Source organism: Kitasatospora papulosa (assembly GCF_000717245.1).
GTDB lineage: Bacteria > Actinomycetota > Actinomycetes > Streptomycetales > Streptomycetaceae > Streptomyces > Streptomyces papulosus.
The window spans coordinates 130,204-146,540 of the sequence record NZ_JNYQ01000011.1 but is presented as its reverse complement, the minus strand read 5'-3'; the positions used below and the strand labels follow the sequence as shown (position 1 = coordinate 146,540).

Annotated in this window: 15 protein-coding genes; 6 read left to right on the top strand and 9 right to left on the bottom strand. The window is 70.9% G+C overall.

Annotated features, from left to right (window positions below):
- Positions 1 to 18 precede the first annotated feature (18 nt).
- The gene (locus IA22_RS0125325; RefSeq protein ID WP_030124928.1) at positions 19 to 444 is read left to right on the top strand and encodes a nuclear transport factor 2 family protein; all 426 of its coding nucleotides are present in this window, start codon (positions 19 to 21) and stop codon (positions 442 to 444) included.
- Positions 441 to 1,289: an NmrA family NAD(P)-binding protein gene (locus IA22_RS0125320; protein WP_030124927.1), complete on the top strand. Its 849-nt coding sequence runs from the start codon at positions 441 to 443 to the stop codon at positions 1,287 to 1,289. The genes IA22_RS0125325 and IA22_RS0125320 overlap by 4 nt, the downstream gene beginning before the upstream one ends.
- 199 nt (positions 1,290 to 1,488) lie before the next feature.
- Here the strand turns inward: IA22_RS0125320 and IA22_RS0125315 are convergent, their stop codons facing one another.
- Positions 1,489 to 2,148, bottom strand: coding sequence for a hydrolase (locus tag IA22_RS0125315; protein ID WP_030124926.1), 660 nt, complete (start codon positions 2,146 to 2,148; stop codon positions 1,489 to 1,491).
- Between the two features lie 485 nt (positions 2,149 to 2,633).
- Between IA22_RS0125315 and IA22_RS0125310 the strand changes: the two genes are divergently transcribed.
- Positions 2,634 to 3,101 (top strand): MarR family winged helix-turn-helix transcriptional regulator, encoded by a 468-nt coding sequence (locus IA22_RS0125310; RefSeq protein ID WP_030124925.1) that lies wholly within the window; start codon positions 2,634 to 2,636, stop codon positions 3,099 to 3,101.
- Positions 3,102 to 3,987: 886 nt separating this feature from the next.
- On the top strand, positions 3,988 to 4,410 hold the full coding sequence (locus tag IA22_RS0125305) for a DUF7919 family protein (protein WP_030124924.1): 423 nt from the start codon (positions 3,988 to 3,990) through the stop codon (positions 4,408 to 4,410).
- A gap of 193 nt (positions 4,411 to 4,603) precedes the next feature.
- Here the strand turns inward: IA22_RS0125305 and IA22_RS0125300 are convergent, their stop codons facing one another.
- Positions 4,604 to 5,962, bottom strand: a complete 1,359-nt coding sequence (locus IA22_RS0125300; RefSeq protein WP_030124923.1) for a class I SAM-dependent RNA methyltransferase — start codon at positions 5,960 to 5,962, stop codon at positions 4,604 to 4,606.
- A gap of 133 nt (positions 5,963 to 6,095) precedes the next feature.
- Positions 6,096 to 8,147: an APC family permease gene (locus tag IA22_RS0125295; RefSeq protein WP_015579064.1), complete on the bottom strand. Its 2,052-nt coding sequence runs from the start codon at positions 8,145 to 8,147 to the stop codon at positions 6,096 to 6,098.
- Positions 8,148 to 8,492: 345 nt separating this feature from the next.
- On the opposite strand from IA22_RS0125295, the gene IA22_RS0125290 reads away from it, so the two are divergent.
- Positions 8,493 to 9,161, top strand: coding sequence for a potassium channel family protein (locus IA22_RS0125290; RefSeq protein WP_014153600.1), 669 nt, complete (start codon positions 8,493 to 8,495; stop codon positions 9,159 to 9,161).
- A complete protein-coding gene (locus IA22_RS0125285) occupies positions 9,161 to 9,838 on the top strand; it encodes a potassium channel family protein (RefSeq protein ID WP_014153601.1) in 678 nt (225 codons plus the stop codon). Before IA22_RS0125290 ends, IA22_RS0125285 begins: the two co-directional genes overlap by 1 nt.
- Before the next feature lie 71 nt (positions 9,839 to 9,909).
- Here IA22_RS0125285 and IA22_RS0125280 read toward each other — a convergent pair whose 3' ends face one another.
- The 6 genes from IA22_RS0125280 to IA22_RS0125255 all read right to left on the bottom strand — a co-directional run bounded on the left by IA22_RS0125280 (position 9,910) and on the right by IA22_RS0125255 (position 16,336).
- The gene (locus IA22_RS0125280; RefSeq protein WP_030124922.1) at positions 9,910 to 10,680 is read right to left on the bottom strand and encodes a DUF3159 domain-containing protein; all 771 of its coding nucleotides are present in this window, start codon (positions 10,678 to 10,680) and stop codon (positions 9,910 to 9,912) included.
- A gap of 3 nt (positions 10,681 to 10,683) precedes the next feature.
- Complete coding sequence (locus IA22_RS0125275) at positions 10,684 to 11,100, bottom strand: OB-fold nucleic acid binding domain-containing protein (RefSeq protein ID WP_015579063.1); 417 nt, start codon at positions 11,098 to 11,100, stop codon at positions 10,684 to 10,686.
- Between the two features lie 70 nt (positions 11,101 to 11,170).
- Positions 11,171 to 11,878 (bottom strand): response regulator, encoded by a 708-nt coding sequence (locus IA22_RS0125270; protein ID WP_014153604.1) that lies wholly within the window; start codon positions 11,876 to 11,878, stop codon positions 11,171 to 11,173.
- 87 nt (positions 11,879 to 11,965) lie between these two features.
- The gene (locus tag IA22_RS0125265) at positions 11,966 to 14,509 is read right to left on the bottom strand and encodes a sensor histidine kinase (protein WP_014153605.1); all 2,544 of its coding nucleotides are present in this window, start codon (positions 14,507 to 14,509) and stop codon (positions 11,966 to 11,968) included.
- Positions 14,510 to 14,679: 170 nt separating this feature from the next.
- On the bottom strand, positions 14,680 to 15,414 hold the full coding sequence (locus tag IA22_RS0125260) for an ABC transporter ATP-binding protein (protein WP_030124921.1): 735 nt from the start codon (positions 15,412 to 15,414) through the stop codon (positions 14,680 to 14,682).
- 151 nt (positions 15,415 to 15,565) lie between these two features.
- Positions 15,566 to 16,336: a DUF3710 domain-containing protein gene (locus IA22_RS0125255; RefSeq protein WP_014153607.1), complete on the bottom strand. Its 771-nt coding sequence runs from the start codon at positions 16,334 to 16,336 to the stop codon at positions 15,566 to 15,568.
- Between the last annotated feature and the right edge of the window lies 1 nt (position 16,337).

The window sequence follows — 16,337 nt, the reverse complement described above, 5'->3', positions numbered from 1 at the left end:
GCGACCTGAAGGATACCCATGTCCGTACCGACGTCCCCAGCGGATCTGTACCGCCACAGCCTGCGACTGCTGCTCGACAAGGACATCTCCGCGTGGGTCGGCCTGTGGGCCGGGAACGGGGTCATGGAGTTCCCGTTCGCCCCCGACGGCTGGCCCCGGCGACTGGAGGGCAGGGAAGCCGTCGCCGCCTACATGCGCCACTATCCCGACCACATCGATCTGCACGACTTCCCCGAACTGCGGATACACGAGACCACCGATCCGGAGACCATCGTCGTCGAGATGCGCGGTGTCGGCCGCCTGGTCGGGACCGACGCGCCCTTCGACATGACCTACATCGCCGTGGTGACCGTGCGGGACGGCCGATTCACCTCCTACCGCGACTACTGGAACCCCCTCACCGTCCTCGAAAGCGGCGCCGACCTCACCGGGAGCACGCGATGACCACCACCCCCACGATTCTGGTCGTCGGCGCCACCGGCACCACCGGCGGCCGCACCGTCGCCCGGCTGGCGAGCGCCGGGCACCACGTGCGGGCGGCCAGCCGTCGGGCCCGCCCGGTCGCGGGCGCCGAGCCGGTCGCCTTCGACTGGTACGACCCCGCCACCCACGCCGCCGCCCTCGACGGAGCCGACCGCGTCTACCTCGTACCGCCCGTGGGTGACTCCGACCCCGCGGCGACCATGGTTCCGTTCCTGCGACTGGCCCGCTCCATGGGCGTGCGCCGCGCGGTGCTGCTCAGTTCCTCGGCCGTTCCCGAGGGCGGGCCGGCGGTGGGAACGGTGCACCAGGCCCTGCCCGGCCTGATCGACCAGTGGGCGGTCCTGCGGCCGTCGTGGTTCATGCAGAACTTCACCGGTGACCACGCGCACGGCCGCAGCATCCGCGACGACGGTGTCATCCGGACCGCCACCGGAAACGGCAGGGTCGGCTTCGTCGACGCGGAGGACATCGCAGCCGTCGCCGCCCGCGCGCTCACCGACGAGCGGGCGCCCGACACCGACCTGGTCCTCACGGGACCCGAGACCCTCAGCCACGACGACATCGCCGCGGCCGTCACCGAGTTCACCGGCCGGCCCGTGGCCCACCACCGGCTGTCCTACGAGCAGATGCGCGATCGCCTCACCACGGAGCTGCCGGTGGAGTTCGCCGCGCTGCTGGCCGGCCTGGACCGCGGCATCGCCGGAGGGGCGGAGGACCGCGTCACCGACACCGTCCAGCGCGTCACCGGCCGCCCCCCGCACACCTTCCGCTCCGTCCTCGAGAGGGAGATGCGACGCGACAGGTGACACGCCGCGGCCCTCGCACCGCCGCCCGGGGCCGCCACCGGACACCATCGCTCCGGGCGGCTCCGGGCGGCCCACGAGCGCGCACCGGACCGTCGGCGCGGCGAGCGGCGGCCCGCCGGCCCTTGCCGACGGGCCGCCGGAGACCGGACCCGCGCACAGCGGCCCCCGCCCGGCCGGAGGGACTCACCGTGCCTGACCGTCAGGAGGCCTCCCCGGAACGCGCCGACGCGAGCAGCTGCGTCTCCCAGCCGAAGGCGACGCCGGTGGCGCCCCCGTGCTGGAGCAGGACCTCGGTCATGCCCGGATACGTCTTCTCGCGGGCCCAGTCGCGCTGCCACTCCCCCGCGACGGCCTGCCAGGTGATCGGCACCACGCCCGCCTGGACCATGCGCCGCACGGCCATCTCATGAGCCTCCTTCGAGGCGCCGCCCGAGGCGTCGGTGACGACGAACACCTCGAAGCCCTCACCCGCCGCCTGGATGGCCGGCATCGCGACACAGATCTCCGTCCAGAGACCGGCGATGATCAGCTTCTTGCGGCCGGTCGCCTTGACGGCGTCGACGACACGTTCGTCCTCCCAGGTGTTGATGAACGTGCGGTCGATCGGCTTCTGCTCGGGGAACACGTCCTGCAGCCCCTTGATGAGGTAGCCACCGCGCTCCTCCAGCACCGTCGTGAGGACGGTCGGCACGTCGAACACCTTGGCCGCACGGGCGAGCCCCACGACGTTGTTCACGACCATCGTGGGTTCGTGGCTGTTCAGGTTGGCGAACTGGAACGGCTGGTGGTCGATCAGGACGACGACGCTCTCCTCGGGCGTCAGCAGTGCCTGGAGTCCGGACTTCGCTTCCTTGCTCATGGGATCCCTTTCCGGGTTCTGTCTTCGCGTGCTCGGGATGTTCGGAAGGACGCCGCCGATCTCGACGCCGGAATACGGCCGTACGCGTCCGCGCGGGGCGGACGTGGGACCAGGTCGGCCGACCACCGCGCGGAGACGGCCGGCACCGCACCCGACATCGCCTCAGCAGCGGCGAGGTAACGGCACCGAGACCGTCCGGCCCGACCAAGTGGTTGACACGTCACCTACGTTAGCAGCGATGGTGGACGTGTCAACTACTTGCCTGGCATTCGGAGTTCACCCTGTTCACGGACCCGCGAGCGCGCCCGTGACGCGCCTGATCGGCCCGACGAGCGTGCGAGGGGTACGCCGCCCTCGGCGATCGCCAGGAAATCCCCGCCCCTGGGTCTCGTCGCCCCGGAAACGGCGAGCCCGGCCTCATCGGACGTCGCGTCACCGTCCCCGCAGACGGCTGGGAGGGCAGAGGCCCTCGGTAAACTGCCCCCATGGACGCACCGCCGCGCTGGCTCGTCGGGGAAGAAAAAGCCGCCTGGGACAACTTCATCCGCATGCAGGAGAAGCTCATCGGCCGGCTGTCCCGCCACGTCCAGTCCGAGTCGGGGATGTCCGCGTCCGACTACGTCGTGCTCGCCGGCCTCACCGAAAGGGGCCGCGGGCGGATGCGCCTGCTGGATCTGGCCAAACTCGTGGAGTGGGAGAAGAGCCGGATGTCCCACCAGGTCACGCGGATGACGAAACGCGGGCTCCTGACCAGGGAGGACTGCCCCGACGACGGACGCGGCGCGTTCATCGTCGCCACCCCGGCCGGTTACGAGGCGATCGAGGAGGCCGCGGGCCTGCACGTCGAGCACGTCCGCCGCCTGTTCATCGACGCCCTGACACCGAGTCAGCTCGGGGAGCTCGCCCGCATATCCGAACGCGTCCTGGCGCACATGGAGGAGCAGGCGGACTGACCGGGGGCGGAGACACGGCTCAGGTCGGGTCCGGCAGGGACGAGGCACGGACACCTGCTCCACCGCCGCACAAGGGACGGCATCCGAGCCCGGAAAACGCCGGCGGCACCCTGGATCCGCAAAGCGCGGTGGCCCCGACCGGCTCTCTCCGGTCGGGGCCACCGCGCGTGTGCGGAGCCCGCCCGCACCCGGGCCTCGATGCCGTCGGAGGGGCCGACCCAGGCCGGCTCGGTGCCGCCGCGTGCGGCGCCGCTCTCCCCATGACCGCTGTCACCGTCGAGCCGCAGCCATCGGGACCACTGCCCCGATTCCACCAGCCGCGTACGCACCTCGATCGCACCGGGGACGTGCAGTGCCGGATCCGTCCATGTCACCCCCACCATGCTGAACGGCTCCGTCCTCCGCTGCTTCAGGGGAGTCACCGAGCGAGTCGGTGTCCCCGTCGCCCTCCACCTCCGGGCAACCGAGCCCCACACCGACCGTGAGTGCGCCGCCCGCGCCGCCTTCCACGGCGCCGCAGCCCCCGGTCACGTCACGTGCCGACTGGGGCGCGGACGAATCGATCAGCCCGGAGGAGCCGGGTCCCTGCAGTGCCGCCCGTACCGCGAAGTCAGGTGTGGCGACCACCTGGTCGATGATCGCCTACAACCGGGCCGGCAACACCAGGACCGCTCAAGATCGTCGTGGTCGGCACCAGCGGCCGTCACGACCGACGGCATCGTCTACGTCAAGTAACCACCCGTCCCCCACCGGCTCAGGGCCGGGCACACTGCCGTACGTGCCCGGCCCGGGCCGGGTCCCCGGCGTCGACGCGACTCGCCGCGATCCGGCCCCCGAGCACCCGAGCTTCCGCCGAGAACACCATGCCCCGCGTCGAGGAGCGGCCGTGACCTACTACCCCGACCTGACCACCTACGAGTACGACGCGTCGGGCCAGGAGATGCTCAACGTCGGCTGGTTGACGCCCGGCCACGCCTACCGCACGGGAATCGTGGACGACCGTGTGACCGATGCCCTGAAGGCGCTCTGCAGTGCATACGACAACCAGATGCGCGGTGTCCACCACTGCGAGTTCTGCTCAACCGAGCGGCCCGTGATTCTCGGCGGTCCCGCCCTCGACACCCAGGTGTGGCTCGGCTCCGCCGAGATCCGGGCGCGGGGGGCCGACGGCACCGTCTACTCGGCTCCTAACCTCGTCATCCACTACATCGCCGAACACCGCTACTGCCCTCCCGTGGAGTTCTGCCGGGCGGTGGTCAGGACGGCCGGAGCGGATACCACCGACGAGCTCGTCCTGTCCGATGACTAGGTACAGGGGCGCGGAGAGGGAAGCGGTGCACGCGGTGGGTGTGAAAGTGAAGGCGCAGTCGTGTGCCGAAGGCCACGGGCCCGCTTCCTCGGCTCCGCTCCCGGGGTGACCGCTCGCCGCGCTCGGGCCGGGGCCGCGTGCGGCCCCGGCCCGAAGACGGCAGTCGTCTGCGCCGCGACCGCGTAACCGCAGGTCAGTCGTCCTTCTTCACCGGCTCCAGAATCGCCACGCACTCCACGTGGTGCGTCATCGGGAACAGGTCGAACGCCCGCAGCGTCCGCACCCGGTACCCCCCGTCCCGGAAGTACGCGATGTCCCGGGCCAGGGCCGCCGGGTCGCACGCCACGTACGCGATGCGGCGCGCGCCGAGCGCGACCAGCTGCTTGACCGTGGCCTTGCCGGCGCCCGCGCGCGGCGGGTCCAGGACGATCAGGTCGCACTCGGTGATGCCCGTGCGCGGCAGGACCTGGTCGACCTTGCCGTGCTCGATGCGGACCCGGTCCAGGTCCTTCAGGTTGTGACGGGCGTCCTCGACCGCGCGCTTGCCGGACTCGATGCCCAGCACCGCGCCCTTCTCGCCGATCCGCTGGCCGATGGCGCCCGCGAAGAGGCCCACACCGCAGTACAGGTCCAGCGCCGTGTCGTTCTTGCGGGGCAGCAGGCCCTGCATGACCGCGCGGACCAGGGTGTCCGCGGCCTGCGGGTGGACCTGCCAGAAGCCGCCCGAACCGACGCGGTACGTACGGTCGTCGGCCCGCTCGCGCACGAAGGCGCGGCCGTGGACGCGGTGGACGCCGCCGTCCTTCTCGTCGACGCGCATCACCGAGACGGGCTTGTCCAGCTCGACCAGCGGGAGCCGGCCGCCCTCGCGCGGGGTCAGGATGACCTGGCGGTCGTGGGAGCCGGTGGCGGAGATGGCCTCCACCGTCGCCATCTGCGGCCAGTCCTGCTTCTCGATGCCGAGCTCGGAGACGCCCGGGGCGGCGATCATGCAGTGGTCGATCGGCTGGACCTCGTGCGAGCGGTGCTTGCGGAGGCCTACCAGGCCGTCGGCGTCGACGGCGTACTGCACCCGGGTGCGCCAGGCCGGGACCTGGCCCGCCGGAAGCTTGTCACCCTCGGCCGGCATGACCGTGCCGTCCCAGCCGGCCTCCTCGGGCGTGAGGCCCGCCAGGCGCTGGAGCTGTTCGGCGATCACTTCGCCCTTGAGGCGGCGCTGGGCACCCGGCTTGGCGTGCTGCCAGTCGCAGCCGCCGCACTTGCCGGGACCGGCGTACGGGCAGGGGGCCTCGACCCGGTCCTTGGACGCCTCGATGACGGTGACCGCGTCGGCCCGCAGGAAACGTGCGCCGGTCTCGCCCTCGGTGACCCGGGCGACGACCTTCTCGCCGGGGAGGGTGTGGCGCACGAAGAGGACCTGGCCCTCGGACGTCCGGGCGATGCAGTGGCCGCCGTGGGCGACGGGCCCGACCTCGACCTCGTACTCCCGGCCGACCAGGGATTCCCCGGCCTGAACCTCCCCGGCCTGCGACGACGTGGATTCGTTCTGCATGAGGGGGTGGCTCCAGAGATCGGGGTGGGAGAGGAGAGGCGGAAGCCGGAACGGAAAACGGGAAACGGCCGGACAACAGCCCACCAGTCTACGTGGGCGGAAGCCGGCCGCTTACCACAGGCGGAGTCCGGAGTCAGCCCTTCTGGCTGGGCTCCTTGGGCTGCCGCCGTTCCACGGGGCCGCGGCGGACCGAGCCCGGAGCGATCCAGTCGGCACGCCTGCGCGCGCGGAGCTTCGCCGCCTCGGAGGACTCGAGCTGGTACGGCACCGAGGTGACCATCACGCCGGGCGTGAACAGCAGCCTGCCCTTCAGCCGCAGCGCGCTCTGGTTGTGCAGCAGGTGCTCGTACCAGTGCCCGACGACGTACTCCGGGATGTAGACACTGATCACGTCGCGTGGCCGGTCCTTGCGCAGGCTCTTGACGTAGTCGATGACCGGCCGGGTCACCTCGCGGTAGGGCGAGTCGAGGATCTTGAGCGGGATGTCGATGCCGCGACGTTCCCAGTCCTCCTTGAGCGCCTTCGTCTCGGCGTGGTCGACGCTGATGGAGAGCGCCTCCAGTTGGTCGGACCGCACCAGCTTGGCGTACGCGAGGGCGCGCAGCGTGGGCCGGTGGAGCTTGGAGACCAGGACGATCGAGTGGACGCGCGAGGGGCGGATGCTGTCGTCGGGACGCGTCTCCGGAGCGGCGATCTCCTCCGCGACCCGGTCGTAGTGCTTGCGGATCGCGGTCATCGTGCCGAAGAAGATCACCATGCCGAGCAGCGCGACCCAGGCGCCGTGGGTGAACTTGGTGGCGAGCACGACGACCAGGACCAGGCCGGTGAAGAACGCGCCGAAGGTGTTGATCGCCCGGGAGCGGATCATGTGCCGCCTCGCCGCGGGGTCCTTCTCGGTACGCAGATGACGGTTCCAGTGCCGCACCATGCCGGTCTGGCTGAGCGTGAAGGAGACGAACACACCGACGATGTAGAGCTGGATCAGCCGGGTCGAGTCCGCTCCGTAGATCCAGACGAGCAGGATCGCGGCGCCGGCGAGCAGCACGATGCCGTTGGAGAAGGCCAGCCGGTCGCCGCGGGTGTGGAGCTGGCGCGGCAGGTACCGGTCCTGGGCGAGGATCGAGCCGAGCAGCGGGAAACCGTTGTACGCGGTGTTCGCGGCGAGGAAGAGCACGAGGGCGGTGGCCGCCGCGAGGAAGACGAAGAGGAACGTGCCCTCACCGAAGACGGCTGCGGCGACCTGGGAGATCACCGGGTCCTGGGTGAAGCCCGCGCCGACCGGGGAACCGTTGTGGATCAGGTCCTTCGCCGGGTTCTCCGCCATCTTCACGTCGGTGGCCATGGCGAGGCCGATGATGCCGCAGAACATCGTGACGGCGAGCAGGCCCATCGCCGCGAGGGTGGTCGCCGCGTTCTTGCTCTTCGGCTTGCGGAAGGCGGGGACCCCGTTGCTGATCGCCTCGACACCCGTGAGGGCCGCACAGCCGGAGGAGAAGGCGCGCAGCAGCAGGAAGACGAGCGCGAAGCCCGCCAGCCCCTGGTGCTCGGGCTTGATCTCGTAGTCCGAGGTGGGCGCGTGCATGGTGTCCCCGAGGGCGAGCCCCCGGAACGCCCCCCAGAGGATCATCGCGAAGACACCGGCCACGAACAGGTAGGTCGGGATGGCGAAGAGCTTGCCCGACTCCTTGACGCCGCGCAGGTTCATCAGCGTCAGCAGCACGATGGCGCCGACGGCGCAGGCCGTCTTGTGCTCGACGACGAAGGGGATCGCGGAGCCGAGGTTCTCGACGCCCGAGGAGATCGACACGGCCACGGTGAGGACGTAGTCGACGAGCAGGGCGCTGGCCACGGTCAGGCCGGCCTTGGGCCCGAGGTTGGTGGTGGCGACCTCGTAGTCCCCGCCCCCGCTCGGGTAGGCACGCACGTTCTGCCGGTACGAGGCGACGACGGTGAACATCAGGACCACGACCGCGACCGCGATCCAGGGGCTGAAGTGGTACGCCGACACGCCCGCGATGGACAGCACGAGGAGGACTTCCCCGGGTGCGTACGCAACGGAGGACAGGGGGTCGGATGCGAAGACGGGGAGGGCGATGCGCTTGGGGAGGAGCGTCTCCCCCAGCTTGTCGCTGCGCAGCGCCCGGCCGATCAGGATCCGTTTGGGCACGTCGGTCAGTTTGGACACGGTGAGGATCGTAAGCGCTGCCGGGACACGCCGCCGAGGCACCACCCCCTCGGAACCCCGAAAACCTTCATAATTACCCGCCCTCACCGCAAAAGTCCATGGAATCCTTAACGAAATCCTTGCGGTTCAGCGGCTCCCCGGAGCTCCGGCCGGTCCCGCTTTTGCTCATCGGCCCGCGGCGTACGCACACTCGGTTGAGGCGGCACGGACGTCGCCGCATAAGCTCATCCACGGGCGACGCCGGAGGCGGTTGCCCCATTGTCTGCCCCGCAAGCTGAGAGAGAAGTGTGAGCAGGGTGTTTTCGCAGGTCATCCGGACGACCAGGACGGCGAGGTAGGCGCGAGGTGCACATCGTCATCATGGGCTGCGGGCGCGTCGGAGCCGCTCTCGCGCAGACCCTGGAGCAGCAGGGGCACACGGTCGCCGTGATCGACCAGGACCCCACGGCGTTCCGTCGTCTCGGTTCCGGCTTCGGCGGCCGTCGTGTCAGCGGGGTCGGTTTCGACCAGGACACCTTGCGTGAGGCGGGGATCGAGGAGGCCGGCGCGTTCGCGGCGGTCAGCAGCGGCGACAACTCCAACATCATCGCCGCCCGGGTGGCCCGCGAGATGTTCGGCATCGAGAACGTCGCGGCGCGCATCTACGACCCGCGGCGTGCGGAGGTCTACCAGCGGCTGGGCATCCCCACCGTCGCGACCGTCCGCTGGACGGCGGACCAGATGCTGCGGCGTCTGCTGCCGTCGGGCGCGGAGCCGCTGTGGCGCGACCCGAGCGGTGGTGTGCAGCTCGCCGAGGTGCACACGACGCCGTCCTGGATCGGGCACAAGATCAGCACCCTGCAGGAGGAGACGGGCGTCCGCGTCGCCTTCCTCACCCGGTTGGGTGAGGCCATACTGCCCACCTCGCAGACGGTTCTGCAGGAGGGCGACCTCGTTCACGTGATGATGCGTACGGACGAGATCGCGAAGGTCGAGGAGGCCTTCGCCGAAGGTCCCGAGGAGGGCGGTCACTGATGCGCGTCGCGATTGCCGGGGCCGGTGCGGTGGGCCGTTCCATCGCGGCCGAGCTCCTGGAGAACGGGCACGAGGTGCTGCTGATCGACAAGGCGCCGACCGCCATCTCGGTGGAGCGCGTCCCCATGGCCGAGTGGCTCTTGGCGGACGCCTGTGAGATCACGTCGCTCGACGAGGCGGCGCTCCAGCGGTGCAACGTCGTGATCGCCTCGACGGGCGACGACAAGGTCAACCTGGTCGTCTCGCTGCTCGCGAAGACCGAGTACGGCGTCCCGAGGGTCGTGGCCCGGGTCAACAACCCGAAGAACGAGTGGCTGTTCAACGAGTCCTGGGGTGTCGACGTCGCGGTCTCCACCCCGCGCCTGATGTCGGCGCTGGTCGAGGAGGCGGTGAGCGTCGGTGATCTGGTCCGGCTGCTGCGCTTCAGCCACGGCGACGCCAACCTGGTCGAGCTGACGCTGCCCCCGGAGTCCGCCCTGGCCGGCATCCGGGTCAGCGACGTGGACTGGCCCGAGGACACCTCGCTCGTCACGATCATCCGGGGCACGCGGGTGCTGACGCCCAGCCCCGAGGAGACCCTGGAAGCCGGTGACGAGCTGCTGTTCGTGGCCGCCCAGGCGCGCGAGGAGCAGCTGGAAGACCTGCTGTCGGTCCGCCGGGAGCTGTCCGAGGACTGAGTCGGCGCGTACACGTGTGGGGCCCCGGACCGTTGGTACAGGTCCGGGGCCCCACACGTGTACGCGCCGCGTCAGAACTCGGAGTTGCGGGCCTCCACGGCCCGGGCGTCCGCTGCGGCCTTGCGGGCCTTCTCGGCCTTCTCCTCCGCCTCCATCTCGGCGAAGACGTCGATCGGCGGCGGCGCCTTGGCCAGGAAGACCCAGGTCAGGTAGACGGCGAGCAGGAACGGCGGGATCTTCAGCGCGACCAGGACCCAGCCGAGCTGGGTGGTGTCGGCCCACCAGTACAGGGGGAAGAGGATCGCGCACTTGGCGAGGAGGATCAGCCCCCACGCGTAGCTGGCCTTGGCGTACGCCTTCTTACGGCCGGGGTTCCTGGTGCGCCAGGAGAGGTTCTCCTTGAAGACCGGTCCGAGGATCAGCCCGATCAGCGGCACACCCGCGAGGGTCGTGACCAGGTACGCGAGGGCCAGGCCGAGCGTGTAGATCATGCCCGGCAGGTAGAAGTCCTTGGCGTTGCCCGTCATCTTCGCGAAGAGCACACCGAAAGCCACGCCGAAGACGCCGCTGAAGGCGTGCTTGACGGTGTCCTTGCGGAGCAGCCGGACGACGACGAGGAGCAGGGAGACGGCCAGCGCGGCGACCGCCGAGGCCGTCAGGTCCTTGTTGATGGTGAAGATCGTGACGAAGAGCAGCCCGGGAAGGACTGTCTCCACCATGCCGCGCACGCCGCCGAAGGCCTCGAAGAGCGCGGCTTCCGTGACCGCCTTCGCGTCGGCGTCCTGCTGGTCGGTGCGGTGGGGCTGGTCCGTATCGGACGTCGGCTTGTCGAGAGACGTCACCGGCTACTCCTTGCCGAGCGGTCGGAGTTCGTATTTGGGGTTGAACAGCACCCGGCGCCCGTGGCTCATGGCCACGCGTCCCGACGCGATGAGCTTGCGGCCCGGCTCGATGCCGACGATGGAACGCCGGCCCAGCCAGACCACGTCGAGCGGCGCGGTGCCGTCGAACAGCTCCGCCTCCAGGGCGGGCACTCCGGCCCGCGGACGCAGGGTGACGGTCCGCAAGGTACCAGTGACCTTCACGATCTGGCGGTCCGTGCACTCGGAGATGCGCGTGCAGCCCGACGCGTGCGTGTCCTCCTGCAGCTCCTCGGACTCGAGGTCCTCCTGGGAGCTGGCCAGCCGGTCGAGCATGCGGCGGAAGCGGCCTGACGGCTTCGCCGCCCTGCCGGGCTTCTCGAATCGGGGAACAGCGCTCATACCCGAAGGGTACCGGTCTCCCGTGGTGGGGGCGGGCCTGGACAGATCCACTCGGACGAGTGAAGCCCGATCACTCCGGAACGGGACGTCCGCGCTCGAAGCGGTAGCCCATGCCGGGCTCGGTGACGAAGTGTCTGGGGTGCGAGGGGTCCGCCTCCAGCTTGCGGCGCAGCTGGGCCATGTAGACGCGCAGGTAGTTGGTCTCGGTGCCGTACGAGGGGCCCCAGACCTCCTGGAGCAGCTGCTTCTGGCTGACGAGCCGCCCCGCGTTGCGGACGAGGACCTCCAGCAGGTGCCACTCGGTGGGCGTGAGGCGTACGTCGCGGCCCTCACGGTGGACCTTCTTGGCCGCCAGGTCGACGGTGAAACCCTCGGTCTCGACGATCACCAGGTCGTCCCCGCCGTCCTGGCCGACGGGTTCCGCCCGGCGTACGGCGGCGCGCAGCCGGGCCAGGAGCTCGTCCATCCCGAACGGCTTGGTGACGTAGTCGTCGGCCCCGGCGTCCAGGGCCTCGACCTTCTCGTCGGAGGTGTGCCGCGCCGAGAGCACGAGGATCGGCACCCTCGTCCAGCCGCGCAGCCCTCTGATCACCTCGACGCCGTCCATGTCCGGCAGGCCGAGGTCGAGGACGACGACGTCGGGGTGACGGGCCGCCGCGAGCTGCAGGGCGGTCGCCCCGTCGGGCGCGGCGTCCACCTCGTACCTGCGCGCCTTGAGGTTGATCACGAGGGCGCGCACGATCTGCGGCTCGTCGTCGACCACGAGCACCCGGGTCATCGCGGACCTGCCTTTCGGAAGTACGTGTACGGGGTGGGAGGACACCCCGGGAGTCTCATGAGCTGGGGACCATGAGCTGGGGAGACGTCATGAGCTGATCTGCGCGGGCGGTACGGGGCCGGCCCGTACCTGTCCGGGAGCGGCGGTGAGGGTGAGGACCATGGTGAGGCCTCCACCGGGGGTGTCCTCGGCGTCGAGCGTGCCGCCCATGGACTCCACGAAGCCGCGCGCGACCGCGAGACCCAGGCCGACGCCGGCACCGCGCGGAGCGTCACCGTAGCGCTGGAAGGGCTCGAATATGCGTTCCTTGGCCTCGTCGGGGACTCCGCGCCCGCGGTCGGCCACCCGCAGCTCGACGCGTTCCCCCAGGGCGCTGGCCGCCACCGTGACGCGTTCCCGGCCGGGGTTGTACTTGACGGCGTTCTCGACGATGTTGGCGACGGCCCGCTCCAGCAGCCCCGGGTCCACGGCCACCATGGGCAGCGTCTCGGGGATGTCGAGGTCGACGCTGCCCTCCGGTACGCCGCCGAGGGCCATGGGGACGACCTCGTCGAGGTCGAGCTCACGGATCAGCGGGGTGACCGTGCCGGTCTGCAGGCGTGACATGTCGAGCAGATTGCCGACGAGGTGGTCCAGGCGGTCGGCCCCGTCCTCGATGGCCGCGAGGAGCTCCGCCTCGTCCGCGTCGGACCACGCGACGTCGTCCGAGCGCAGGGAGCTCACGGCGGCCTTGATGGCGGCCAGCGGGGTACGCAGGTCGTGGCTGACGGCGGCGAGCAGGGCGGTCCTGATCCGGTTGCCCTCAGCGAGCCGCCTGGCCGCCTCCGCCTCTCCCACCAGGCGCTGCCGGTCCAGGACGACGGCGGCCTGCGCGGCGAAGGCGCCGAGGACCCGGCGGTCCTCCGCGGGCAGCACACGGCCGGAGAGCGCCAGCGCCATGTGGTCACCGACGGGCATGTCCACGTCCGCGTCGTCGGGACGGGCCACCGGTGCGGGGCCGACGGATCCGGCGCAGGTCCAGGGCTCGACGTCGCTCTGCCGCTCCAGGAGGGCGACGGATTCCATGCCGAAAGTCTCGCGGACCCGGCCCAGCAGGGCGTCCAGAGCCGTCTCGCCCCGCAGGACGCTCCCGGCGAGGGTGGAGAGGATTTCCGACTCGGCGCGCAGCCGGGCCGCCTGGTGGGTACGGCGGGCCGCCAGATCGACCACGGAGGCGACCGCGACCGCCACCGCGAAGAAGATCACGATGGCGACGAAGTTCTCCGGATCCTGCACGGTCAGCGTGTGGGTGGGCGGCGTGAACCAGTAGTTCAGGAGCATGGAGCCGACGGCGGCCGAGGCCAGGGCGGGTGTGAGCCCGCCGAGCAGCGCGGCGGCGACCGTCAGGAAGAGGAAGAGCAGGACGTCGTTGGCGAGCCCCGGCCCGTTCTCCATGCCGTGCAGGAGGAGGGTCAGGAGGGCCGGTCCGCCGACGCCGGCCAGCCAGCCCGAGATGATCCGGGCCCGGCTGAGCCGTGCCCCGCGGGCGATGGGCAGGCCGCGTCCCTTGGCGACCTCCTCGTGCGTGACGATGTGCACGTCGAGGTCGGGGCCGGACTCCCGGGCGACGGTGGCGCCCACCCCGGGGCCGTAGACGTACTGCCAGGTCTTGCGACGGCTGGAGCCGAGGACGATCTGGGTGGCGTTGACCCCCCGGGCGAAGGCCAGGAGCGCGGAGGGTATGTCGTCGCCGATGACGTGGTGGAAGGTGCCCCCGAGGTCCTCGACGAGGGTGCGCTGGACCGCGAGCTCCTTGGGCGACGCGGAGGTCAGGCCGTCGCTGCGGGCGATGTACACCGCGAGGATCTCGCTGCCCGATCCCTTGGCGGCCATCCGGGAGGCGCGGCGGATGAGCGTGCGGCCCTCCGGTCCCCCGGTCAGTCCGACGACGATGCGCTCGCGCGCCTGCCAGGGCGCGCTGATGTCGTGTTCGCCGCGGTACTGCTGGAGGTACTCGTCGACCCGGTCGGCGACCCACAGGAGCGCCAGCTCGCGCAGGGCGGTGAGGTTGCCGGGGCGGAAGTAGTTGGACAGGGCGGCGTCGACCTTGTCGGACTGGTAGATGTTGCCGTGGGCCATGCGGCGCCTCAGCGACTGGGGCGACATGTCGACGAGTTCGATCTGGTCCGCACGCCGGGCGACCTCGTCGGGGATGGTCTCCTGCTGCCGCACCCCGGTTATCGCCTCCACGACGTCACCCAGGGACTCCAGGTGCTGGATGTTGACGGTGGAGACCACGTCGATGCCGGCCTTGAGGAGTTCCTCGACGTCCTGCCAGCGCTTGGCGTTGCGGGAGCCGGGCACGTTGGTGTGGGCGAGTTCGTCCACGAGCGCCACGGCGGGCGCCCGGTCCAGGACGGCGTCGACGTCCATCTCCGCGAAGACGGCCGAGCGGTACTCGATGTCGCGGCGCCGGATCTGCTCCAGGCCGTGCAGCAGCACCTCCGTGCGCGGCCGGTCGTGGTGCTCCACGAACGCGACGACGCAGTCCGTGCCCCGCTCCACCCGGCGGTGGGCCTCGGACAGCATCGCGTACGTCTTGCCGACGCCGGGTGCCGCACCCAGGTAGATCCGAAGCTTGCCGCGTGCCATGGCCCCATTGTCTTCTCTGTACCGGCTGCCGCCGACACGGGAGCCGATGTCGAAGCTACCTCGCGGAAATCCGGCATATGGGGTCAGGGCCGGACGCGGGGAACGTCTTGACGGGATTCTGATGCGGCGGCCCCCGGGGCGGGACCGAGGTCACAGCCCCGGTCCCCCGGCTACACGTGCTCGACGATGTGCCCGTCGCTGAGCTCCAGGACCCGGTCGGCGAAGCTCAGCAGCTGGGGGTCGTGGGTGGCGACGAGGACGGTGACGCCCTCACTGCGTACGACGGCCCGCAGGAGTTGCATGACCGCGAGGCCCGTCTCCGCGTCGAGCTGCCCGGTGGGCTCGTCGGCGATCAGGAAGGCGGGCCTGTTGGCGAGTGCGCGGGCGATGGCGACGCGCTGCTGCTGGCCGCCGGACAGCTCCCCGGGGCGCTGCCGGGTGTGGTCGCCGAGGCCCACCAGCGAGAGCAGCAGTGCCACCCGTTCCTCACGCTCGTGCGGATCGGTCTTCCGCAGCCGCATGGGCACACCGACGTTCTCCGCCGCGGTCAGGATCGGGATCAGCCCGAACGACTGGAAGATGAAGCCGATCCGGTCCCTGCGCAGCTCCAGCAGGCCGTCCTCGTCGAGCCCGGCGAGGTCGGTGCCGCCGACGGTGATCCGGCCGCCGTCCGGTGCGTCAAGGCCGCCGACGAGATTGAGCAGGGTGGTCTTGCCCGATCCCGAGCGGCCCTTGAGCGCCACGAGTTCCCCGCGGGGGACCTCGAAGGAGACCCCTCGCAGGGCGTGCACGGCCGCGGCACCGGTGCCGTACGAACGCCGCAGGTCCTCGACACGCACCATGGGGCCGTCGGCCGGACTCCCGGCCAGGACCGTGCCGCTCTGTCCTTCGGTGCTCCGTGTCATCGCTCTCCCCCGTGCGTACGCGGCCGTGCGTACCGCTCCCTAGGCAGCGGCCAGTATGTGTGTACGGCACCCGGTGAGGCAATGGAAAGGCCGGTGGGCCGCGCCCCCTCCCCGGGGCGCGGCCCACCGGCCGGAACGGACCGGGGCGCGGTCAGCGCACCTCGGTGATCTCGGGCCCGCGCTGGAGCTGGCCCATGCCACCGGAGAACTTCGAGCTCTCCTGGTCCTCCTGCTGCACGCCCTCGGGCACCATCTGGGCGTCGTCGGGCAGCTTGAGGACGATGGGGTCACGCGGAGCCATCGGGCCGTCACCACGGACGACGACGGTGTCCCGGAAGATCGTCTCCAGCAGCCCGGCGGCATCGGGCTGCACCGCGCCCTGGCCGGAGATCACACCGCGCAGGAACCAGCGCGGCCCGTCGACACCGATGAAGCGCACCAGCTGTACGCCGTTCTTGCCGTCCGGGAGCTGTACGGGGACCTGGGCGCGCAGTTCCCAGCCCAGCGGGCCCTCGACCTCGTCGATGACCCCGCCCTGCTGGGTGATGCCCGAGGCGATCTCCTCGCGCACCTCGCCCCAGATGCCCTCCTTCTTGGGGGCTGCGAAGGCCTGCAGCTGGACCGCGCTGTCGCGCAGCACGACGGTGGCCGCGACGATCGCGTCACCGGCGACCTCCACGCGCAGCTCCATGCCCTCGACGCCGGGCACGAAGATGCCGCCCAGGTCCACCCGGCCCTCGCCGGGCTTCGAGACCTCGGAGATGTCCCACGGCCCGTCGGGGCGGGGGGCCGGAGGGAGGTTCGTGCGGCGCGAGCCGTTCTCGGCCCCTGTGCCGTCGAGCTCGTCGGCGACCTGCTCGGCCTCGCGCGCTTCGTCCGCCGTGTCCTCGGCGGAACCACTGTTCTTGCGACGTCCGAACACG

What these genes read in the sequence shown, in the direction of transcription:
- IA22_RS0125260 (WP_030124921.1), bottom strand. Translation starts at nt 15,414, where the DNA reads ATGACACGGAGCACCGAAGGACAGAGCGGCACGGTCCTGGCCGGGAGT.
- IA22_RS0125315 (WP_030124926.1), bottom strand. Translation starts at nt 2,148, where the DNA reads ATGAGCAAGGAAGCGAAGTCCGGACTCCAGGCACTGCTGACGCCCGAG.
- IA22_RS0125265 (WP_014153605.1), bottom strand. Translation starts at nt 14,509, where the DNA reads ATGGCACGCGGCAAGCTTCGGATCTACCTGGGTGCGGCACCCGGCGTC.
- IA22_RS0125300 (WP_030124923.1), bottom strand. Translation starts at nt 5,962, where the DNA reads ATGCAGAACGAATCCACGTCGTCGCAGGCCGGGGAGGTTCAGGCCGGG.
- IA22_RS0125270 (WP_014153604.1), bottom strand. Translation starts at nt 11,878, where the DNA reads ATGACCCGGGTGCTCGTGGTCGACGACGAGCCGCAGATCGTGCGCGCC.
- IA22_RS0125275 (WP_015579063.1), bottom strand. Translation starts at nt 11,100, where the DNA reads ATGAGCGCTGTTCCCCGATTCGAGAAGCCCGGCAGGGCGGCGAAGCCG.
- IA22_RS0125320 (WP_030124927.1), top strand. Translation starts at nt 441, where the DNA reads ATGACCACCACCCCCACGATTCTGGTCGTCGGCGCCACCGGCACCACC.
- IA22_RS0125285 (WP_014153601.1), top strand. Translation starts at nt 9,161, where the DNA reads ATGCGCGTCGCGATTGCCGGGGCCGGTGCGGTGGGCCGTTCCATCGCG.
- IA22_RS0125310 (WP_030124925.1), top strand. Translation starts at nt 2,634, where the DNA reads ATGGACGCACCGCCGCGCTGGCTCGTCGGGGAAGAAAAAGCCGCCTGG.
- IA22_RS0125325 (WP_030124928.1), top strand. Translation starts at nt 19, where the DNA reads ATGTCCGTACCGACGTCCCCAGCGGATCTGTACCGCCACAGCCTGCGA.